The organism is Brevibacterium sp. W7.2, assembly GCF_018137945.1.
Lineage (GTDB): Bacteria > Actinomycetota > Actinomycetes > Actinomycetales > Brevibacteriaceae > Brevibacterium > Brevibacterium sanguinis.
Genome location: NZ_CP073089.1, coordinates 2,285,082 through 2,306,670, shown reverse-complemented (window position 1 = coordinate 2,306,670; position 21,589 = coordinate 2,285,082). Strand labels below are relative to the sequence as shown.

The 21,589-nt window shown below is 66.8% G+C and carries 18 protein-coding genes; 11 read left to right on the top strand and 7 right to left on the bottom strand.

Annotated elements, in window-relative coordinates:
• Window positions 1-96: 96 nt before the first annotated feature.
• The 3 genes from J9315_RS10365 to pdxS are packed head-to-tail and all read right to left on the bottom strand — an operon-like array spanning window position 97 to window position 3,186.
• The gene (locus J9315_RS10365) at window positions 97-1,740 is read right to left on the bottom strand and encodes a helicase HerA-like domain-containing protein (protein WP_211977819.1); all 1,644 of its coding nucleotides are present in this window, start codon (window positions 1,738-1,740) and stop codon (window positions 97-99) included.
• On the bottom strand, window positions 1,730-2,311 hold the full coding sequence (pdxT, locus tag J9315_RS10360) for a pyridoxal 5'-phosphate synthase glutaminase subunit PdxT (RefSeq protein WP_211977818.1): 582 nt from the start codon (window positions 2,309-2,311) through the stop codon (window positions 1,730-1,732). The genes J9315_RS10365 and pdxT overlap by 11 nt, the downstream gene beginning before the upstream one ends.
• Complete coding sequence (gene pdxS / locus J9315_RS10355) at window positions 2,305-3,186, bottom strand: pyridoxal 5'-phosphate synthase lyase subunit PdxS (RefSeq protein ID WP_198498527.1); 882 nt, start codon at window positions 3,184-3,186, stop codon at window positions 2,305-2,307. Before pdxS ends, pdxT begins: the two co-directional genes overlap by 7 nt.
• Window positions 3,187-3,378: 192 nt before the next feature.
• Between pdxS and J9315_RS10350 the strand changes: the two genes are divergently transcribed.
• Entirely contained in the window at window positions 3,379-4,806 is a 1,428-nt protein-coding gene (locus J9315_RS10350; RefSeq protein ID WP_211977817.1) for a PLP-dependent aminotransferase family protein, read from the top strand.
• The gene (locus J9315_RS10345) at window positions 4,803-5,177 is read left to right on the top strand and encodes a hypothetical protein (RefSeq protein WP_211977816.1); all 375 of its coding nucleotides are present in this window, start codon (window positions 4,803-4,805) and stop codon (window positions 5,175-5,177) included. The genes J9315_RS10350 and J9315_RS10345 overlap by 4 nt, the downstream gene beginning before the upstream one ends.
• A gap of 302 nt (window positions 5,178-5,479) precedes the next feature.
• On the opposite strand, the gene J9315_RS10340 is transcribed toward J9315_RS10345, so the two are convergent.
• The 3 genes from J9315_RS10340 to J9315_RS10330 all read right to left on the bottom strand — a co-directional run bounded on the left by J9315_RS10340 (window position 5,480) and on the right by J9315_RS10330 (window position 9,019).
• Complete coding sequence (locus J9315_RS10340) at window positions 5,480-6,148, bottom strand: 4'-phosphopantetheinyl transferase superfamily protein (protein WP_249120883.1); 669 nt, start codon at window positions 6,146-6,148, stop codon at window positions 5,480-5,482.
• A 2-nt stretch (window positions 6,149-6,150) separates the two neighbouring features.
• Window positions 6,151-6,627 (bottom strand): lipopolysaccharide assembly protein LapA domain-containing protein, encoded by a 477-nt coding sequence (locus J9315_RS10335; protein WP_211977815.1) that lies wholly within the window; start codon window positions 6,625-6,627, stop codon window positions 6,151-6,153.
• 163 nt (window positions 6,628-6,790) lie between these two features.
• Entirely contained in the window at window positions 6,791-9,019 is a 2,229-nt protein-coding gene (locus J9315_RS10330; protein WP_211977814.1) for an NADP-dependent isocitrate dehydrogenase, read from the bottom strand.
• Window positions 9,020-9,288: 269 nt separating this feature from the next.
• On the opposite strand from J9315_RS10330, the gene J9315_RS10325 reads away from it, so the two are divergent.
• The 5 genes from J9315_RS10325 to J9315_RS10305 all read left to right on the top strand — a co-directional run bounded on the left by J9315_RS10325 (window position 9,289) and on the right by J9315_RS10305 (window position 14,293).
• The gene (locus J9315_RS10325) at window positions 9,289-9,921 is read left to right on the top strand and encodes a thymidine kinase (protein ID WP_198498532.1); all 633 of its coding nucleotides are present in this window, start codon (window positions 9,289-9,291) and stop codon (window positions 9,919-9,921) included.
• 80 nt (window positions 9,922-10,001) lie between these two features.
• Entirely contained in the window at window positions 10,002-10,775 is a 774-nt protein-coding gene (locus J9315_RS10320; protein ID WP_198498533.1) for an alpha/beta fold hydrolase, read from the top strand.
• A gap of 113 nt (window positions 10,776-10,888) precedes the next feature.
• Window positions 10,889-12,541, top strand: a complete 1,653-nt coding sequence (locus tag J9315_RS10315) for a DASS family sodium-coupled anion symporter (RefSeq protein WP_211977813.1) — start codon at window positions 10,889-10,891, stop codon at window positions 12,539-12,541.
• A 31-nt stretch (window positions 12,542-12,572) separates the two neighbouring features.
• A complete protein-coding gene (locus J9315_RS10310; protein ID WP_211977812.1) occupies window positions 12,573-13,643 on the top strand; it encodes an NADH:flavin oxidoreductase/NADH oxidase in 1,071 nt (356 codons plus the stop codon).
• Entirely contained in the window at window positions 13,637-14,293 is a 657-nt protein-coding gene (locus tag J9315_RS10305) for an MBL fold metallo-hydrolase (protein WP_211977811.1), read from the top strand. The genes J9315_RS10310 and J9315_RS10305 overlap by 7 nt, the downstream gene beginning before the upstream one ends.
• A gap of 36 nt (window positions 14,294-14,329) precedes the next feature.
• On the opposite strand, the gene J9315_RS10300 is transcribed toward J9315_RS10305, so the two are convergent.
• A complete protein-coding gene (locus tag J9315_RS10300; protein ID WP_211977810.1) occupies window positions 14,330-14,911 on the bottom strand; it encodes a hypothetical protein in 582 nt (193 codons plus the stop codon).
• A gap of 394 nt (window positions 14,912-15,305) precedes the next feature.
• Here J9315_RS10300 and J9315_RS10295 point away from each other — a divergent pair, with 394 nt between their 5' ends.
• The 4 genes from J9315_RS10295 to J9315_RS10280 all read left to right on the top strand — a co-directional run bounded on the left by J9315_RS10295 (window position 15,306) and on the right by J9315_RS10280 (window position 21,534).
• Complete coding sequence (locus tag J9315_RS10295) at window positions 15,306-16,964, top strand: ABC transporter family substrate-binding protein (RefSeq protein ID WP_249120882.1); 1,659 nt, start codon at window positions 15,306-15,308, stop codon at window positions 16,962-16,964.
• A 102-nt stretch (window positions 16,965-17,066) separates the two neighbouring features.
• Window positions 17,067-18,611 (top strand): ABC transporter permease, encoded by a 1,545-nt coding sequence (locus J9315_RS10290; protein ID WP_211977808.1) that lies wholly within the window; start codon window positions 17,067-17,069, stop codon window positions 18,609-18,611.
• Window positions 18,608-19,642: an ABC transporter permease gene (locus J9315_RS10285; RefSeq protein WP_211977807.1), complete on the top strand. Its 1,035-nt coding sequence runs from the start codon at window positions 18,608-18,610 to the stop codon at window positions 19,640-19,642. Before J9315_RS10290 ends, J9315_RS10285 begins: the two co-directional genes overlap by 4 nt.
• Entirely contained in the window at window positions 19,642-21,534 is a 1,893-nt protein-coding gene (locus J9315_RS10280; protein ID WP_211977806.1) for an ABC transporter ATP-binding protein, read from the top strand. The genes J9315_RS10285 and J9315_RS10280 overlap by 1 nt, the downstream gene beginning before the upstream one ends.
• The last annotated feature ends 55 nt before the right edge of the window (window positions 21,535-21,589 follow it).

Sequence of the window (21,589 nt, the reverse complement as noted above, 5' to 3'; positions counted from 1 at the left end):
CACAGCCTGACGCTGCCGCCGGCAACGCGAGATGTCGCCGGCAGTCGGGGAATACGGCCTGACTGCCAGCGCCCTGAGCCTGCCGGCGCCCTGGGCTTACCGACGCCGGCGCGAGGTGCCGAAGATCCCGCGGGCGATCTCCCGGGCCGCCGTGCGGGTGAACTGCTTGAACGCCGAGGAGTTGACGACCTGCGAGAAGAGGTTGTCGTCCTTCTTCTCCGCCTTCGCGTCCTGCTGCCGCGGGGCACGGGTGCCCTCCTCGGGGAACGGGACTCTGTCGGCACCGCTGCCGGCGTCGCCAGCAGCCCCACCGGCCGCGCCACCGTCATTCCGAGACCCAGCTGTCTGTGACCCTGCAGTCTGCGAGGCCTCGGCCTCCTGCTCGGCGGCTCCCGCTTCGAGGCGCTTCGTGAGGATCTCCCTCGCCGACTCGTTGTCGATCGCGGTCCCGTACTTCTTCTGCTGGTCGGAGGCCGCGACGGCGGCCTTGATCTCGTCCTCGCTCATCGGCCCGATCTTCGACTCGGGAGCCCGCACCCGCGTCGCCGCCACGGGAGTCGGCGCGCCGTCGGGGTCCATGACGGTGACGACGGCCTCGCCGATTCCGAGCGAGGTGAGCAGCGATTCGAGGTCGTAGTCGGACTTCGGGAACGTCGCGACCGTCGCCTTGAGCGCCTTCGCGTCGTTGGGCGTGTGAGCCCGCAGCTGATGCTGGATGCGGGATCCGAGCTGCGCGAGCACGTCCTCGGGGACGTCCTTCGGAGTCTGGGTGACGAAGAAGACGCCGACGCCCTTCGACCGGATGAGGCGCACGGTCTGCGTCACCGATTCGAGGAACGCCTTCGAGGCATCGGCGAAGAGGAGGTGGGCTTCGTCGAAGAAGAAGACGAGCGCGGGCTTGTCGGCATCGCCGACCTCGGGCAGATCCTGGAAGAGATCGGCGAGCAGCCACATGAGGAACGTCGAGAACAGGGCGGGGGACTGGTTGAGCTTCTGCAGCTCGAGCACGGAGACGATGCCGGCCCCGCTGTCGTCGACGCGGAGGAGATCGGCGGTGTCGAACTCCGGTTCGCCGAAGAAGACGTCGCCGCCCTGGGCGGAGAGTTCGGCGATCTTGCGCAGGATCACCCCGACCGTCGCCTTCGACGCCCCGCCGATGCCCTCGAGCTCGGCCTTGCCCTCATCGGAGGTGAGGTAGGTGAGCACCGCGCGGAGGTCGGAGAGGTCGAGGAGAGCGAGCCCGGCCTTGTCGGCGTAGTGGAAGACGAGGGAGAGCACCGACTCCTGGGTGTCGTTGAGCTCGAGCACCTTCGACAGGAGGATCGGGCCGAAGGAGGTGACGGTCGCACGGATCGGGGTGCCGAGCCCGGAATCGCCGAGGGTGTAGAACTCCGTCGGGTTCGCCGCCGGGTCCCACTCCTGTCCGGCGGCCTCGAGCCGCTTCGTCAGCTTCTCCGAGGCGACGCCGGGCGCGCCGATGCCGGAGAGATCGCCCTTGATGTCGGAGGCGAAGACGGGGACGCCGGCCTTCGAGAGCTGCTCGGCGAGCACCTGGAGGGTCACGGTCTTGCCCGTGCCGGTGGCCCCGGCGACGAGGCCGTGGCGGTTGAGCATCGCCAGCGGGATCGCGATGGGAACGTCGGGAGCTGGTGTCTCCCCGTCGAGCGCCACCCCCAGTTCGAGGGTGGCGCCGTCGAAGGTGTATCCGTCTTTGAGCCTGGTCATCGCCTCAGTCGTCATGGCCCAATCCTCGCACGAACTCGGCGTGGAGTCTCGTGTCCGGACCCAACTCGGGGTGGAAGCTCGCCCCCCACACCGTGCCCTGCCGGACGAGGACCGGACGTCCGTGATGAGTCGCGAGCACCTCGACGCTGCCCGTCTCGACGATCTGCGGGGCCCGGATGAACGTGCCGTCGAAGTCCGGGGTCATCCCCGCGATCGTCAGCGGCGCGACGAAGGATTCGCGCTGCCGGCCGTAGGCATTGCGGGCCACGGTGACATCGAGTCCGCCGAGGCGGTCGAAGCCGGCGAGCGAATCATCGGTGAGGCGGTCGGCGAGGAGGATGAGTCCCGCGCACGTGCCGAACGTCGGCAGACCGCCCCGGATCTCCTCGCCGAGGCGGCCGAAGAGTCCCGTGGGGGCGGCGAGGCGGACCATGGCGCTCGATTCCCCGCCGGGCAGGACGATGCCGTCGAGTCCGGGCAGATGCTCGGGGCGGGTGACCCTGCGGGTCTCGACCCCCAGGGAGCCGAGCACCGTGAGGTGCTCGCGGAACGCTCCCTGGAGGGCGAGGACCCCGACCGTCACCATCCGCGCTCGGCGAGGCGGTGCGGGGCGGGGACGTCGCCGACGTTGATGCCGACCATCGCCTCGCCGAGACCGCGGGAGGCGGCGGCGACGGCGGCGGGGTCGTCGTAGTGGGTCGTCGCCTCGACGATCGCCCGGGCGCGGGCCTCGGGGTTGCCGGACTTGAAGATGCCGGAGCCGACGAACACGCCGTCGGCGCCGAGCTGCATCATCATCGCGGCGTCGGCCGGGGTGGCGATGCCGCCGGCGACGAACGTGACGACCGGGAGGCGGCCGAGCGACGCGACCTGCTTGACGAGCGGGTAGGGGGCGGCGATCTCCTTGGCCGCGACGTAGAGCTCGTCCTCGCTCTTGGCGCCGAGCGCGCGGATCTCGGAGTTGATCGTGCGGAGGTGGCGCATCGCCTCGGAGACGTCACCGGTGCCGGCTTCGCCCTTCGAGCGGATCATCGACGCGCCTTCGGTGATGCGGCGCAGCGCTTCGCCGAGGTTCGTGGCCCCGCAGACGAAGGGGACCTGGAAGACGGACTTGTCGATGTGGTTGACGTAGTCGGCGGGGGAGAGGACCTCGGACTCGTCGATGTAGTCGACGCCGAGGGTCTCGAGGATCTGCGCCTCGACGAAGTGGCCGATGCGGGCCTTGGCCATGACCGGGATCGACACGGCGCTGATGATCGATTCGATGAGGTCGGGGTCGCTCATCCGGGCGACGCCGCCCTGGGCGCGGATGTCCGCGGGCACCCGTTCGAGTGCCATGACCGCCGAGGCGCCTGCGGCCTCGGCGATGCGCGCCTGCTCCTCGTTGACGACGTCCATGATGACGCCGCCCTTGAGCATCTGGGCGAGTCCGGTGTTGAGCAGGGTCTGAGTCTCGGTCATTGCTGGGCCTTCGTTCTCCGGCGCCGAGAAGCGGCGCTCTGGTGTCGTGACTGTGGTGTCGGACCGCGGGCGCCGTTCGTCGCAGACGAGGTGTCGGCGTCGCGTCCTCAATCAGGCTAGAGCCGACAGTGGCCTATTCGCAGAGCCAGAAACTTATGAGAGTTCTGGGCCAGTTCACTCTATGATGGTGGGATGTCCGCTGCCTCCAGCCTGCCGCGCTCGACCCGCGAGTCCCTCGACATCGTCATCGACCACGGCTCACCCCTGCCCGATCAGATCGTCGCGGGGATCAGGGACCTCGTCACCCGCGGGGAGCTGCGGCCGGGTGATCCGGTGCCCTCGAGTCGCCGGCTCGCCGGTCACCTCGGCGTCTCCCGCGGCACGATCGAGACCGCGTACGCCCAGCTCGCCGTCGAAGGCTACCTGCTCACGCGCGAGCGCGCCGCGACGATCGTCGACCCGGATCTGCCGACCGCCCTGCTGCGGCACACGGACGTGCCCGCACCGCCGTCGGCTCCGCAGCGACCGCCTCGGCGCCTCATCGACCTGCGGCCCGGACATGGGGGTGACGACCCGCTGCGCGATCCGGCGTTCCGGCGGGCGTGGCGCGAGGCCCTCGATGTCGATCCCGGCGCCGTCGACCCGCTCGGCCAGCCGGGCACCCGGTGGGCGATCGCCGACCACCTGCGGCTCCTGCGGGGGATGAGCGTCGACCCGCGCGACATCATCGTCACGAGCGGCTCCCGCGACGGGCTCCGTCTCCTCTTCGCCTCTGGGCTCGACGGGGCGATCGGGGTGGAGAACCCGGGATTCCCGGGTCTGCGGCTCGCGATGGCCGACCGCGAGCTCCTCGCCTTCGACGTCTCCACGGGACTCGAGATCGAACGGCTGAAGGAGCTCGAGGGGCAGGTCGCGGCGGTCGTCGTCACGCCGAACCACCAGTTCCCGCACGGCGGGACGATGCCGGTGAGCACCCGCATCGCGCTGCTCACCTGGGCGGCCGGGGCCGGTGTCGTCGTCATCGAGGACGACTACGACAGCGAGGCCCGGCTCCAGCGCACCTCGGTGCCCACCCTCTTCGACCTCGCAGGCTCCCTCGACCTCGACGTCGACGTCGTTCACATCGGAACGTTCTCCACCGTGCTGACCACGGCCGTGTCGACCGGGTACATCGTCGCCCGCGGCCGCCTCGGCGAGGCGATGAGCGCGGTGCGGACCTCGTGGGGTCCCGCGATCGCCCCGGTCCTGCAGAGCGCGATCGCCGCCTACCTCGAATCCGGTGGTCTGCGGCGTCGGATCGCTCGGGGTCGGCGTCGTCTGCGAGCCGCCGAGGCGGTCGTCGCCGAGGCCGGTGCGATCCCCGGACTCGTCCACGAGGGCCGCACCCTCGTCATCGAGACCGACGAGGACGGAGCGCAGGTGCTGCTGCGGGAGCTCGAGGGCAGGGGCATCCGCGTCGCCTCGCTCGCCGCGGGCTGGAGCGGGGACAGCGCGGTGCGCCATGGCATCGTCATCGCCCATTCGAACGTCGAGGCGACCGTGCTCCGGTCGGTCCTCGGCCTCATCCAGACCCTCAGCGGCGAGCACCGCGAGCCGACGGCAAGTAGGATCGAACCATGAGGAAATCCGCCTATGTCATCGACGGAATCGTCAAGCTGCTGCTCGCGGCCGTTCTCGTCATCTTCCTCCCCGCGCTCGGGGCGTTCTTCCTCGTTCCGGCGTGGATCATCATCACTGCGGCGGTGCTGCTCTTCCTCAGCTCGGCCACGGAGATCTCTTACGGAGTGAGCAAGGGCGCGACGACCTACCTGCGCCACATCATCATCGCCGACGTCGTCATCGTCGGTGCGGCCGTCCTCGGGATCGTCCTCGCCTCGCTCGGCAACCCGGCGGGCGGGTTCATCTGGTTCGGGCTCCTCGCCCTCGCCTCGCTCGCGATCGCCGTCGTCTTCACGACGGGCGCGAACGGACCCGACTTCGGCAAGGACTGATAACCAGCCCGCCGACGGCGGCGCCTGCTCGCACATCGGGCGGACTCGCAGGACTGTCACCGTCCGGCATCCTCGGTCAAGCGGCAGTGCGGATGGCGGCGCGTGCACGGCTCGCTATCCGCGCTCCCGCTTGATCGAGGGACTCGGCACAGAAGATGCCACCGGTCGCGCCTTGAGACAGCGGCCCGCGATCCGCACTTCCGCTTGAACCGGGAACTCGGCGCAGAAGCAACCGCCGGCCGTGCCTTGTGAGAGTGGCTCGGGACAGTGGCGCGATACAGCAGCACGCGACCGTGCGCCGGTCAGCGGTTGAACGCGATCGCCGCAGCGAAGCCTGCGGGTATGCCCTCGCTCAGGTCGTGGATGTCGACGTCAGGGTGCGGCGAATCGGGCGTCTCACCGGCACCGATGTAATCCATCCCGGGGTCGCGCGCCAGTCCCGTGCTCAGCGCCTTGAGGAACGCCTCCTTCCGCGCCCACACCCGCACGAAGGCCGCCGCGAGGTCGGCGTCGCCGAGCGCAGCGAGCTCCTCGCGTTCACGCGGATGGAGCAGACCTGCGGCCTCGGCGGCGACGTCATGGTCGGGGATCGCCTCGAGGTCGAGGCCGACGGGGTCCGCGGAGACGGCGACGAGGACGAGGCGACGGGCTCGGGTGATGGAGAACTCGACGTCGTCGACGCGCGGTTTGCCCGCCGAATCGAGGCGGATCTCGATCGCGGCGGGATCGGCCTCGAGCACGGCGCCGAGGACGTGCCGGAGCACCACTCGTCCGGCGGACCAGGTCGCTGCGGTCTCGGGGTCGAACTCCGCGGCGTAGTTGCGCTCCTGCGCGGTGAGCACGGAATCGTCCGTGCGCGCCCATGCGGCAGGTCCTGCCGTGTCGGCGAGGACGAGAGTGGCGGGCAGATCGGTGGGCAGGACGCTGAAGTCAGGGTGCATCGTCGGGCCGGCGGTGGGATCGGAGGGCACTGTCAGCGGCCCGCGGCCTTCTCGATCTTCTTGAGCTTGCGCCCGAGGACGAAGATCCGCACCGACCCGATGATCCCGGCGACGAGGATGCCGCCGATCGCGGCGAAGAGCATCGCCACGCCGAGCGGCAGCTGGAACTGCCAGCCGAAGTACTGGAAGTCGGCAGGCACATTGTTCTGCAGGATGAAGATGAGGAGGAGGACGACGATGACCGCGCCGAGGATGAGCGAGATCCACATGCCCGCCGACATTCCGCCGTTGCGGGTGGCCCCGCCCGCCGTGTCGCCGCGCATCTGTCCATCGCCGCGCACCGGAGTCTCACCCTGCACCGGAGTCCCACCGCGACCGGCAGCCCCGCTGCCATCGGCAGAAGGCTGGTGACCTGGCTGGTCGTCGCCGTCGGCACCGAGGAGCGCGTTGGTCTCGGCGAGCAGTTCATCAGGCGTCTGGGCACGTCCGCGGGGGTCTTGAGAACTCATGGGGCCATCATAAACTCCTGAGCGCACCGTGTGAGCGTCGGCGCCCCGAGAAGTCACGAGCCCCCGCATCAGCAGAGACACCCAGCAGAGACAGCGGTGGCCGGGCACCATCGTGCCCGGCCACCGGTGCGCTCACAAGCGCAGGATACTCAGCGCACTCGGCTCAGACCTTCTCGCGCAGCGTCTCGACGATGCGGTTGAGGGTCGGGGACGGGCGCATTGCGGCGTCGGCCTTCGCGTCATCCGGGTTGTAGTACCCGCCGAGGTCGACCGGCGAGCCCTGCACGGCGAGGAGTTCGGCGGAGATCGCCTCGGCGTTCTTCTCCAGCTCCTCGGCGACCGGGGCGATCGCGGCGGCGAGCTCGGCGTCCTCGGTCTGGCGGGCCAGCTCCTGCGCCCAGTAGAGCGCGAGGTAGAAGTGGCTGCCGCGGTTGTCGATCTCTCCGACCTTGCGCGAGGGCGACTTGTTCTCCTCGAGGAACTTGCCGGTCGCGGCGTCGAGAGTGTCGGCGAGGACACCGGCACGGGCATTGCCGTGGACGTTGAACTCGTGGCGGAACGACTCGGCGAGGGCGAGGAACTCACCGAGGGAGTCCCAGCGCAGGTGGTTCTCCTCGACGAGCTGCTGCACGTGCTTCGGGGCGGAGCCGCCGGCTCCGGTCTCGAAGAGTCCGCCGCCGGCGATGAGCGGGACGACGGAGAGCATCTTCGCCGAGGTGCCGAGTTCGAGGATCGGGAAGAGGTCCGTGTTGTAGTCGCGGAGCACGTTGCCTGTCACGGAGATCGTGTCCTCGCCCCGGCGGATGCGGTCGATCGAGAACTGGGTGGCATCGACCGGGTTCATGATCCGGATGTCGAGGCCCTCGGTGTCGTGGTCGCCGAGGTACTCCTCGACCTTCGCCCTGAGATTGCGGTCATGGGCCCGGGCCTCGTCGAGCCAGAACACTGCGGGGGTGTTCGACAGGCGGGCGCGGGTGACGGCGAGCTTGACCCAGTCGCGGACGGGGATGTCCTTCGTCTGGCACGCGCGCCAGATGTCACCGGGGGCCACCTCGGTGCTCATGAGCACCTCACCGGCAGAATTGCGAACCTCGACGACACCGGCTTCGGCGATCTCGAAGGTCTTGTCGTGGCTGCCGTACTCCTCGGCCTTCTGCGCCATCAGCCCGACGTTGGGCACGGTGCCCATCGTCGTCGGGTCGTATGCGCCGTTGATCCGGCAGTCGTCGATGACGGTCTGATAGATCCCGGCGTACGAGGAGTCGGGGATGACGGCCAGCGTGTCCTGCGTCTGATCGTCCTTGTCCCACATCTTGCCGCCGACGCGGATCGTCGCGGGCATCGAGGCATCGACGATGACATCGGAGGGGACGTGGAGGTTCGTCACGCCCTTGTGCGAGTTGACCATCGCCAGGGCCGGGCCCTCGGCCAGGCCCTTCTCGATGCCGGCGCGGACACCCTCGGCGACCTCGGCGGGCAGCTCGTCGAGCCCGTCGAGGATCGCGGCGAGTCCGTTGTCCGGGGTCAGCCCCGCCTCGGCGAGGGCCTCACCGTAGGTCGCGAAGACCTCGGGGAAGAACGCCTCGATGACATGGCCGAAGAGGATGGGGTCGGAGACCTTCATCATCGTCGCCTTGAGGTGGACGGAGAAGAGGATGCCCTCGTCCTTCGCCCGCTGGATCTGGGCGCGGAGGAACTCGTCGAGGGCGGCGACATTCATCTTCGTCGCATCGACGACCTCACCGGTCAGCACCGGGAGGGCCTCCTTGAGGACCTTCTCCTCGCCGGATTCGGTGCGCAGGACGATGCGCAGGGTGTCATCGGCGGGGATGACGACGGACTGCTCATTGGCGCGGAAGTCATCGGCGTCCATCGTCGCGACGTTCGTCTGCGAATCCTTCGACCATTCGCCCATCGAATGGGGGTGCTTCTTCGCGTAGTTCTTCACGGCCTCCGGCGCGCGCCGGTCGGAGTTGCCTTCGCGGAGGACCGGGTTGACCGCTGACCCCTTGACCTTGTCGTAGCGGGCCTTGACGTCCTTGTCCGCGTCGGTCTCGGGCTCCTCCGGGTAGTCGGGGAGGTCGTAGCCCTGCGACTGCAGCTCGGCGATCGTGGCCTTGAGCTGCGGAACGGAGGCGGAGATGTTCGGGAGCTTGATGATGTTCGCGTCCGGAGTCTTGGCGAGGTCGCCGAGTTCGGTGAGCGCATCGGCGACCTGCTGGTCGGCCGGGAGGCGGTCGGAGAACTGCGCGAGCACACGGGCGGCGAGAGAGATGTCCCTCGTCTCGACATCGACGCCCGCCGAGGTGGCGAAGGCTTCGATGATCGGCTTGAGTGAGTAGGTCGCCAGAAGCGGCGCTTCATCGGTGCGCGTGTAAATGATTTTGGCCATAATGATGGACTGCTCCGAATTGTCGTGGGGTTTGACCTCACCATCCTACCTTTTGCCGCCGTTGGCCCTCCCGGGCGTCCGGAGAGGGCGGGAACGTGATCCTCGGCACGGTCGGAGGGCAGCTCGCCGAGGCGGCGGCGGGGGACCGGGCATCCCGCGCCGAGGCGGTCGTGAGCTCAGCGGTCACGTGGGCTCCGCGTTGACGTCGGCTCGACGGTAGAGTGGCGTCCCGGCGAAGGACGCGAGACGGACGGCGAAAGAGGACACGGGTGGCGAAGCTCTACTTCCGGTACGGTGCGATGAACTCCGGCAAGTCGACGGCCCTGCTCCAGGCGGCCTTCAACTACGAGGAGCGCGGCCAGCGCGTGCTGCTCGCGAAGCCCGACATCGACACGAAGGGCGCCGATGAGATCGTCTCCCGCCTCGGCGTCACCCGCACCGTCGACTTCCTCGTCCCCGCCGGTGCCGACGTCGAGCGGATCTATGCCGAGCACGCCGACTACGTCGACCACGATGCGCTCCTCGAATCGATCGACACCCCCAAGGCGCCCGTCGCGTGCCTGCTCATCGACGAGGCGCAGTTCCTCGAACCCGAGCAGATCGACTCCCTCATGCGCATCGCCACCGAGCAGGGCGTGCCGGTGATGTGCTACGGCATCCGCACCGACTTCCGCACCCGAGCGTTCCCGGGGTCGGCCCGTCTCCTCGAGATCGCCCACACCCTCGAAGAGCTCAAGACGATCTGCCGCTGCGGTCGCAAGGCGATGTTCAACGGCCGCCTCGTCGACGGGGAGTTCATCTTCGACGGCGATCAGGTCGCCATCGACGGCAACGCCGTGACCTACGAATCGCTGTGTCCGCGCTGTTACCTCGCCTACTCCGGCGGTAGGCTGTTGGCGTAGAGACCCTCCCGCCGCTGTCCGATGCGGCGGCCGCAGTGCCAGACATCTGCCGATCCCGATTCCGACGATGAGGAGCCCTCATGCGCATCGCCCTCCACGCCTTCAATGACAATCCCGGATCTCCCGCGCTCGTCTTCGGCGATGCGCTGGGCACCCGGACTCCGCTGTGGGCGGCTGTGGCCTCCCGCCTCGTCGACGACCACCAGATCTTCCTCTCCGATCTGCCGGGTCACACGTACCCGGTGTCGAAGGAGGAGCTGAGCCGCGACTTCACGATCTCCGATCTCGCCGCGGGTCTCGTCACCTCGCTCGAGGACAAGGGCATCGAGTCGTTCACCTACTGCGGCGCCTCGATCTCCGGCGGCATCGGACTCACGCTCGCGCTCGAACACGCGCACAAGCTCACCGGGCTCATCGCGTGCGCCACGGCGCCGAAGTTCGGCACCGATGTCTCGTGGGCCGAACGCATCACCGAGGTGGAGAACGACGGCACCGCATCCCTGCTGCCCGACACCGCTGACCGCTGGTTCGCCGCCGGCTTCCTCGAGGAGGACATCGCGACGGGACCGGCGATCCTCACCGATCTCGCCACCGTCGACGATGCTGCCTACATCGCGTGCTGCAGGGCGCTCGCGCTCTACGACCTCGAGGGCAAGCTCGGCGGGATCACGACGCCCACCCTCTTCATGGCCGGCAGCCAGGATCCCGGCTGCACCCCCGAGGAGATGGGGAAGATGCGCGACGCCGTCGAAGGGTCGGAGCTCGCCGTCATCCCGGACTCCGCCCACCTCCTCATGGCCGAGCATCCCGAGTTCGTCGCCGACCGCATCCACTCGTTCATCGCCGGTCTCTGAGGGGGACGCCGAGACCGTGTCCCGGCCGTGACCTCACGGTCGAAGACAACTGTCGTGATTGTCGTTAGGGTGGAGACACAGGCCCCGTCCGCCAGCTCATAGAGGAGCTCACCGTGAACGACACCCCGTCGCCGCAGTCGACAGAGATCGCCGAGCAGTCACCGGGGGAGCGCGCCCCCGGCTTCCCGCTGCGGACGGTAAGAGTGCGGTGGACGGGCTTCTTCCTCGGCCTCATCCTCTGCACCCTCGTCTACGCGATCATGCCCGACACCGTCGAGCACAACGCGAAGCTCACCGCCGCCGTCGCCGTCCTCATGGCCGTGTGGTGGATGACCGAGGCCCTGCCGATCCCCGCGACCTCGCTCGTGCCGCTTGTCGCGTTCCCCGTCTTCGGCGCCGAGGTGGAGATGGCCGATGTCGGCGCCTCCTACGGCAATCCGATCATCTTCCTCTTCCTCGGCGGGTTCCTGATCGCCCTGGCGATGCAGCGGTGGAACCTCCACCGGCGCATCGCCCTCTTCACGCTCAGCCTCATGGGCAACAAGCCGGGTCCGATGATCGCCGGCTTCATGATCGCCACCGGTTTCATGTCGATGTGGGTCTCGAACACGGCGACCGCGGTGATGATGCTGCCGATCGGCATCTCTGTGCTCATGATCGTCGCGAAGGTCGTCGGCTCGGCGATGGTGACAGGGACGACGACCACCGAGGCGGTCCCCGGCGACCGTGAATCCGCGGACGATGCGACCGCCTCGGCGGACGGCACCCCGGACGGTTCCAGCGGAGACGGCGGCACCGGCGAGGTCGGCATCGGCCACGCCGTGAAGTCGAACTTCGGCACCGCGCTCATGCTCGGCATCGCCTACGCCGCCTCGATCGGCTCGCTCGGCACGATCATCGGCACCCCGCCCAACACGTTCCTCGTCGCCTACCTCAAGGACAACCACGACATCTCGATCGGCTTCGGCCAGTGGATGCTCGTCGGCGTGCCCCTGGCCGTCGTCATGATGGCGATCGCATGGTTCCTCCTCGTCAAGGTCCTCTTCAAGCCCGAGATCGACGAGATCCCCGGCGGCCGCGAACTCATCCGCGAGGAGATGGCCAAGCTCGGGCCGATGTCGACGGGCGAGAAGCTCGTCCTCGGGATGTTCATCCTCGCCGCGGTCAGCTGGATCTCGATCCCGCTGATCTTCGAGGACCCGCCGATCAGCGACGAGGGCATCGCGATGGTCATCGGCCTCCTCCTCTTCCTCATCCCCGGCGGCGCCCACCGCGGCGTCCGCCTCCTCGACTGGGAGACCGCGGAGAAGCTGCCGTGGGGCGTCCTCCTCCTCTTCGGCGGCGGACTCGCACTCTCCTCGCAGTTCTCGTCCTCGGGACTCACCGAATGGATCGGCGAGGTCTCGGCCGGGCTCGGCGCGCTGCCGCTCATCCTCATCGTCGCGATCCTCGCTGCGCTCATCCTCTTCCTCACCGAGCTGACCTCGAACACCGCGACCGCGGCGACCTTCATCCCCGTCGTCGGCGGTGTCGCCCTCGGACTCCAGCTCGACCCGCTCATCCTCACGATCCCGGTGGCGCTGGCCGCGACGTGCGCGTTCATGCTCCCGGTCGCGACCCCGCCCAATGCCGTCGCCTACGGTTCGGGCTACGTGACGATCGGGCAGATGGTCAAGGGCGGCATCTGGCTCAACCTCATCGGCATCGTCCTCATCACCGCCACCGTCTACCTGCTCGCCGTCCCGGTGTTCAACATCATGCTGTGAGGACAAGCACCATTGAGGCAGACTGGTGCCCATGGCTGAACTCTTCACCCCGATGACTCTGCGCGGACTGACCGTCGACAACCGGATCTGGCTCGCCCCCATGTGCCAGTACTCGTGCGAGAAGGAGGACGGCATGCCCGGCACGTGGCACCTCGTCCACCTCGGCGCGCGAGCGACCGGCGGCTTCGGACTCATCCTCACCGAGGCCTCCGCCGTCGTCTCCGAGGGCAGAATCTCCCCGCAGGACGCCGGCATCTGGAGCGACGCGCACGCCGAGGCGTGGAAGCCCGTCGTCGACTTCGTCCACTCACAGGGCACCGTGATCGGCATGCAGCTTGCGCATGCGGGCCGGAAGGCGAGCACGTACCGCCCCTTCGACGGCAACCCGCGCGGCACGGTGCCCGCTGCCGAGGGCGGGTGGCAGCCGCTGGGCGCGAGCCCGATCGCCTACCCCGGATACACCGAGCCGACGGAGATGACGGAGGCGGACATCGCCGAGGTGGTCGCCGCCTTCGCGGCGGCTGCGCGCCGGGCGATCGCCGTCGGCTTCGACCTCGTCGAACTTCACGCCGCCCACGGCTACCTGCTCCACTCGTTCCTCTCGCCCCTGTCGAACCAGCGCACCGACGGCTACGGCGGCGATCTCGCCGGCCGGGCCCGGATCCTCTACGAGACCTATGACGCCGTGCGCGAGGCCGTGGGGGAGGACGTTCCCGTGTTCGTGCGGCTCTCGGCGAGCGAGTGGGTGGAGAACGGCTTCGACATCGCCGAGGCGGTCGAGGTCTCCCGTGAGCTCGACGCCCGCGGGGTCGACGTCATCGACGTGTCCTCGGGCGGGAACTTCCCCGTCAAGGTGCCCGTCGGGCCCGGCTACCAGGTGCCGCTGTCGGCGGCGATCCGCGACGCCGGGGCGACGACGGCGACCGTCGGCCTCATCACCGAACCCGGGCAGGCCGAGACGATCCTCGCCTCGGGGCAGGCTGACGCGATCCTGCTCGCCAGGGTGGCGCTCCGCGAACCGGCATGGCCGCAGCGGGCGGCCCATGAGCTCGGCGTCGAGCCGGGACCGTATCCAGCACAGTACGTGAGGGGAAAATGGTGAACACGATCGAGACCGAACACGTCGTCATCCGATGGATCTCCGTCTCCGAGATGGAGAACAACGTCTATCTCATCACCGCCAAGGAGACCGGGGCGCAGGTCCTCATCGACGCCGCCGACGACATCGAGGCGATCGAGAGCCTGCTGGCAGCGGGAGCGGAGGACACGAGTGCCGAGCCGAGCCTGCAGGCGATCATCACGACGCACCGGCACTGGGACCACATCAGGGCGCTGCCGGAAGCGGCGAAGCGGCACCCGGATGCCATGACGATCGCCGGCGCCGCCGACGCCGAGGCGATCACCGAGGCCGAAGGCGTCGAGATCGCCCACACCGTCGATCATCTCGATGTCGGGGACTTCGGGGGATTCGTCCTCCAGGCGATCGCGCTGCGCGGGCACACACCGGGATCGATCGCGCTGCTGCTCCGCGACGGCGGACAGACGATCCTCTTCTCCGGGGACTCGCTCTTCCCCGGTGGTCCGGGCAAGACGTGGAGTCCCGAGGACTTCACCTCACTCATGGACGATCTCGACGAGAGGGTCTTCGAGCAGCTGCCCGATGACACGCAGGTGCTGCCCGGCCACGGTGCCCCGACGACGCTCGGTGCCGAGCGCGGCCAGCTGGGTCAGTGGCGCGAACGCGGGTGGTGACTGACTCCGACAGCGGTGACCGAGGGTCGATCAACATCACCAGCTCGGGACGGCGGTGAAGCCGATGATCGCCCACCCGATCGCGACGGCGAGGACGATGATGACCTCGATGTTCCAGCGCTCGGTGATCGTGCGCTCTCCCCGTGGGTTGGACAGCTGCTCGTCGCCGAGCCCGCGGAAGTGATCGAGCACGCCGTCGACGGCAGGGTTGGGGTTGTCGACGAGGCGCCGCGCGCCGGCGGCATCCTTCTCCATCTTCTTTCCGCGACCGGCGAGCGGCCATGAGGAGAATGTCTTCTCACGCGTCTCGACGCCGAGGCCGAAGTGCGTGTCGAAGCCGTCGACGAGGTTCCACGGCACCGTCACGGTCTTGAGCGGATTGACGAGCACGATCTCCTGGGGCCGCAGCTCGACCCGGGGGAAGCGGTAGAGCATCCACGCGCCGATGAAGAGCAGCACGGGAATCCCCGCGATCGCCAGGCCGCGCAACGTGAGGTCACCGACGACGATCGAGCCGACGCCGATGACGGCGATGATCGCGATGAGACCGAAGAGCACCGTCGATCCCGTGGTTCTCACAATTCGGGTCTCATCGGGTGTCATCTCACTGTCAGCCATCTGAACATCCTATCCATTGAGACTTTCAATTCGATGTATGTGAGCTGTGTCTCGAAACGGTAACGATTCCTCGAACGGCTCAGAATGTGGACTCAGTCACAGAGACCAGTGAATTAACTTTGAGGCAATCCATGTGAAAACATGAACGCGGTCACACTCCCGATGGCGGGACGAGTGGTCGGAACGCATCCCGAAACCGGGATGCGGGCACGATGGGCGCGAGCCCAGAGAACAACAAGGAGAGAACGTGAACAAGCGCTTCCTCGCAGCCGGAGCCTCAGTTGCCGCAGCAGCAATGGTGCTTTCTGCCTGCACCCCTCCCGGTGGCGGTAACGACGACCAGGCCTCGGACAACTCGATTCTCAACATCGGTTGGAACGAGTCCTTCCGCTCGATGAATACTCTGACGGCCAACGGCAATGCCGTCTCGAACGCCATTCTCACCTACATGATGAATGACAACTTCGGGTACTACGACGACAGCCTCGAGGTCCAGGACGGCGCGCTCGGCACGATCGAGAAGGTCTCCGACGATCCGCTCAAGGTCAAGTACACCTTCAACGACACTGCCAAGTGGTCGGACGGCACGCCCGTCGATGCCGCGGACCTCGCCCTGACGTGGGCCGGCACCTCGGCGAACTTCAACACTGTCGAGTCGAACAACAACGACGACGGCACCGTCAAGGAGAACGACGAGAGCACCGTCTACTTCGATTCTGCGACTGCCGGAGCGGGACTGGTCAAGGACTTCCCGGAGATCTCCGAGGACGGCAAGGAAATCACCTTCACGTACTCGAAGCCGTTCGCTGACTGGGCAATTCAGTTCGGCACGGGTGCCGACGGCGTTGGCGTGCCGGCGCATATCGTGGCGAAGAAGGCACTGGGCGAGGAGGACGCTGCCGCAGGCAAACAGGCGATTCTCGACGCGATCGAGAAGAAGGACACCGCTGCGCTGTCGAAGATCTCGAACTTCTGGAACACCGGCTTCGACTTCACCTCGATGCCCGAGGACGAGGATCTGCTCGTCCACAACGGTCCGTACAAGATCACGGACTTCCAGGAGGGGCAGTACATCACCGTCCAGCTCGATGAGAACTACTCGGGTCCGGTCGAGCCGAAGGTCAACACCATCACCGTGCGCTACAACGGCGATCCGATGGCGATGGTCCAGGCAGTCGAGAACGGCGAGGTCGACATGACCCAGCCGCAGGCGACCGCTGACGTCCTCGATGCTGCCGAAGGCATTGACGGCGTGACTGTCGACGCTGCCGATGGTGCGACCTATGAGCACGTCGATTTCACCTTCAACAACAATGGTCCTTTCGATCCGCAGTCGTACGGCGGCGACGAGGAGAAGGCGAAGCAGGTCCGTGAGGCCTTCCTCAAGACCGTCCCGCGTGCGGACATCGTCGACAAGATCATCAAGCCGCTCAATCCAGAGGCGGTCACTCGCGATTCCTTCTCGCAGGTCCCCGGTTCCCCGATGTATGACGGCATCGTCGCTGAGAACGGCATGGACGCCTACAACGCAGTCGACATCGAGGGTGCGAAGCAGCTGCTCGAACAAGTCGGCGGTGAGATCAAGCCGGTCCGCGTCATGTATGACAACACGAACGCCCGTCGCCAGCAGGAGTTCCAGCTCATCAAGGAATCGGCTGAGCAGGCCGGCTTCACGATCGAAGATGTCGGCGATGTCAACTGGGGCACCCGCCTCGGTGACGGCTCGTACGACCTCGCACTCTTCGGCTGGCAGTCGACGGGTACCGGTGTGACCGAGAACGATGCGAACTTCCGCACCGGAGCGCAGAACAACTACGGCGGTTACTCCAACGACAATATGAACGAGATCCTTGACAAGCTTCTCGTGTCGAAGGAAGACGAACAGCAGCAGCTGCTCATCGACATGGAGAAGCAGCTCACCGAGGATGCGTTCGGTGCGCCGATCTTCCAGTTCCCCGAGCTGACAATCTACAACGACAAGGTCAAGAACGTCAGTTCGACCTCTGTGTCGCCGACGATGTTCTGGAACTACTGGGAGTGGGAGACCAACTGATTCGCCTCTGATGCGATCGGCTTTTCACCATCTCAGCTGCTGTGGGGGTCACAACAGTGATCCCCACAGTGGCGTGCTCGCACAGACTGAATCGGACACACCATGATCAAGTTCATTCTCAGGCGCCTGTTGTCGACAGTGCTCGTTCTGCTCGTCGTCACCTTCGTCCTCTACCTGCTGCTCAACGTGGCGCTCGACTTCTTCTGGGACCTGCGCTCGAGCACCTCCCCGAACATCGAAGCGCTCTACGAATCGCGCATTCGCCTCCTCGATCTCGAGACCCCCGCGATCGTCCGCTACTTCAAGTGGCTCGCCGGCGCGAGCGGCTGCCTCGTCGGCCAATGTGATCTCGGCATCGCGTGGAAGAGCGGTCAGGAAGTCACCTACCTGCTCCAGGGCGCGATCGTCAACACCGTCAAGCTCATCACCGCGTCGACGATCGTCGCCATCATCCTCGGCATCGCCGTCGGCATGGTCTCCGCGATCCGCCAGTACTCGGGCTTCGACTACTTCATCACCTTCGTCTCGTTCCTCCTCTACTCGCTGCCCGTCTTCTGGGTCGCGGTGCTGCTCAAGCAGTACGGAGCCATCGAGATCAACAACTTCATCAACGATCCGACGCTGACCAGCTGGTGGCCGATCATCATCGGGTGCCTCGGCATGGGGCTCTTCTGGATGGGCGCCCTCGGTGGAGGCAAGAAGAGACGCATCATCACGTTCCTCGCCGCGACACTCGTCACGTTCGGCACGATCTACTACATCCTCGCGAGCGGATGGCTCCAGCAGCCGACGATCGGCGTCGTCGGGGTCGTGCTCATCGGCGTCGGCGCCGCGATCGTCATGACCTTCCTCTCGACGGGTCTGAAGAACAAGCGCGTGCTCTACGCCTCGCTGACGATCGCCGTCATCGGAGTGCTCCTCTACATGCCTCTCCAGTACCTCTTCTACTACCAGGAGATGAACTGGCTGTGGATGTTCGGCCTGTTCATCGTCACGATCGGCGTGGCGATCGCCGTCGGCCTTGCCTTCCGCGGACCCGATCCGTGGGACACCGCGCGGACGACGGTCTTCACCGCGGTCATCATCGCGGTGACGATCTTCGCCGACCGAGTCCTCCAGGGATGGACGGAATACTCGAACAGTCCCGCGATCAACAACCGCCCGATCGCGACGATCGGTGCCTCGGCGCCGAACGTCGACGGCGATTTCTGGATCACGAACCTCGACACGTTCACCCATCTCCTGCTGCCGTCGATCGCGCTCGTCCTCATCTCCTTCGCGTCGTACACGCGCTATACCCGCGGGTCGATGCTCGAGGTCATGGGACAGGACTACATCCGCACGGCGCGGGCCAAAGGCCTCAATGAGCGCACGGTGATCATGCGCCATGCGCTGCGCAATGCGCTGCTGCCGCTGGCCTCGATCATCCCGGTCGATGTCATCACGATGATCGGCGGTGCCGTGATCACGGAGACGATCTTCGGCTGGAACGGCATGGGCAAGCTCTTCATCGACTCGATGAGGCAGTCCGAGCTCGATCCGATCATGGCCTACATCCTCATCACGGGCATTCTCGCCATCATCGCCAACCTCGTCGCGGACTTCCTCTACGCCGTCCTCGACCCGAGAATTCGAGTGAACGCATGAGCATCGACAACAAGAACCAAGACACGGAGACGGGTCTCGAGCCCGTCGGCGAGAACGCGATCGAGACGAAGGAGACGGAAGGCCTTTCGCAGGGGAAGATCGTCTTCCGCAAGTTCATCCGCCACAAGGGTGCGATGGCGGGTCTCATCGTCCTCATCCTCGTGACGATCTTCGCCTACACGGCCCAGGGCATCGGTCCGATCCCCGGGTGGTGGATCTTCAACCACACGGCATCGGGGCCGATCGTCAATCCGGGTGGCGCCCCGACGTGGAGCCTGTCGAACATCTTCTCTCCCGGTGAGCATCCGTTCGGCCAGGACGAGATCGGCCGCGACAACTTCGCCCGCGTGATGAAGGGCACCCAGATCTCGATCATGGTCATGGTCATCATCGGTGTCGTGGCACTGATCATCGGCACGATCGTCGGGGCGCTGGCCGGCTACTATCGCGGCTGGGTCGATTCGGTGCTCATGCGCATCACCGACGGCTTCATCATCCTGCCCGTCATCGTCGTCGGCGCGATCCTCGGCAAGCTCGTCTCGGGCACCGGGGGAGCGATGCTCGGCCTCGTCCTCGGTGCGATCCTCTGGACCGGTCTCGCCCGACTCGTCCGCGGTGACTTCCTCTCGCTGCGCGAACGCGAGTTCGTCGACTCGGCGCGAGTGGCCGGAGCGAGCGACTTCCGGATCATGTTCAAGCACATGCTCCCGAACGCGATGGGTGTCATCATCGTCAACACGACGCTGCTGATGAGCCAGGCGATCGTCCTCGAGGCCTCGCTGAGCTTCCTCGGCTTCGGCATCGCACCGCCCGACATCTCGCTCGGACAGCTCATCAGCGAATACCAGACCTCGTTCGCGACGCGTCCGTGGCTGTTCTGGTGGCCCGGCTTCTTCATCATCATCATCGCGCTCTGCGTGAACTTCATCGGCGACGGTCTGCGCGACGCATTCGACCCGCGGATGAAGACGATCCCGAGCTGGCGGAAGATGAAGAAGGCCGAGCGCATGGCGAAGAAGGGGGACAAGTGATGACCGCACAGACCACAGCGGAGGCGACCGCCTCGGCGAAATCACCGATCCTCGACGTCACGGACCTGGGTGTGAACTTCTGGGTCAGCGACGAATGGTGGATGGCGGCCGAAGGACTGACCTACACGGTCAACGCGGGCGAAGTGCTCGCGATCGTCGGTGAGTCCGGTTCGGGCAAATCGCAGTCGAGCATGTCCCTGCTCGGTCTGCTGCCGTCGAACGGTCGGGCCACGGGGTCGGCGAAGCTCGGCGACACGGAGCTCATCGGACTGCCGCAGGAGCGCATGCAGCACATCCGCGGCAACGACATCTCTGTGATCTTCCAGGAGCCGATGACCGCGCTCAACCCGGTCTACACGGCAGGCTTCCAGATCGTCGAGACATTGCGCGTGCACATGAACATGGGACCGAAGGAGGCGAAGGAGCGCGCTCTCGAGCTCATGCGCCTCGTCGAGATCCCGGATCCTGAGGAGCGCTTCCACTCGTTCCCGCACCAGCTCTCGGGCGGTCAGCGGCAGCGCATCATGATCGCGCAGGCACTGGCGTGCCAGCCGAAGCTGCTCATCGCCGATGAGCCGACGACGGCGCTCGACGTCACGGTGCAGGCCGAGATCCTCAAGCTCATGCGCGAGCTCAAGTCGAAGCTTGACGCCGGCATCATCCTCATCACGCACGACATGGGCGTGGTGGCGGACATGGCAGACCGCATCATCGTCATGCGGGCGGGCAAAGTCGTCGAGTCGGGCACCGCCGATGAGATCTTCTACAACCCGCAGCATCCGTACACGAAGCAGCTCCTCGACGCGGTGCCCCACCTCGGCACCGAGATCGAGGGAGAGGCCTTCGGCACCGACATCAAGGACGTCGAGGTCGCGATCCACGATCTCGAGGAAGCCGAAGCGGACGAGTCCGCAGGCGACGACCTCGGTGCGGGATCGCTGGCCGATGATGACGCGGAGGCCACGCCCGCCTCGACCGGTGAGGCCGACCACCCTCTGATCGAGATGGACTCGACGGAGACGTACTACCATCCGGGGTCGCAGGCGGACTTCTCGAAGCCCTCTGCCCTCCAGCTGCGCGACGTCGCCATCGAGTACCCGGCGCTCGGGCGGAAGAAGGCCTTCCGGGCCGCCCACCACATCAATCTCTCGATCGCTCCCGGAGAGGTCGTCGGCCTCGTCGGCGAGTCCGGGTCGGGCAAGACGACGATCGGCCGTGCCGCGCTCGGACTCCTGCCCACGGTCGAGGGGGACATGCTCGTCAACGGGAAGAGCATCAAGGGACTCTCGAACAAGCAGCTGCGGCCGCTGCGCAAAGAGGTCGGGATCGTGTTCCAGGATCCCGGCTCCTCGCTCAACCCGCGTCTGCCCGTCGGCGAGTCGATCGGCGAGCCGCTCTACCTCCACGAGGGGATGAAGGGTCCGGCGCTCAACAAGAAGGTCGAAGAGCTCCTCCACGCCGTGGAGCTGCCGACGTCGATGCGCAACCGCTACCCGCACGAGCTCTCGGGCGGTCAGCGCCAGCGCATCGGCATCGCCAGGGCGCTGAGCCTGCGACCCAAGCTGCTCATCGCCGATGAGCCGACCTCGGCGCTCGACGTCTCAGTGCAGGCGAAGGTCCTCGACCTCTTCGAGAGCCTGCAGGCGCTCTACGGGTTCGCGTGCCTGTTCATCAGCCACGACCTCGCCGTCGTCGAACGCATCGCCTCGCGCATCGCGGTGATGCGCCACGGCTACCTCGTCGAGATCGGACAGAGCTCGCAGGTCGTCGCCAACCCCGTCCACCCGTACACGCAGCGCCTGCTCTCCGCGGTTCCGGTTCCGGATCCCAAGGAGCAGCGCAAGCGCCGGGAGGCCAGGGACGCGGTGCTCGAGGCGACGATGGACGCATAAGGGAGACCACCTCGGTGCCGGTGAGGCGGATCCGACGCGATGTCGAACGCGACGT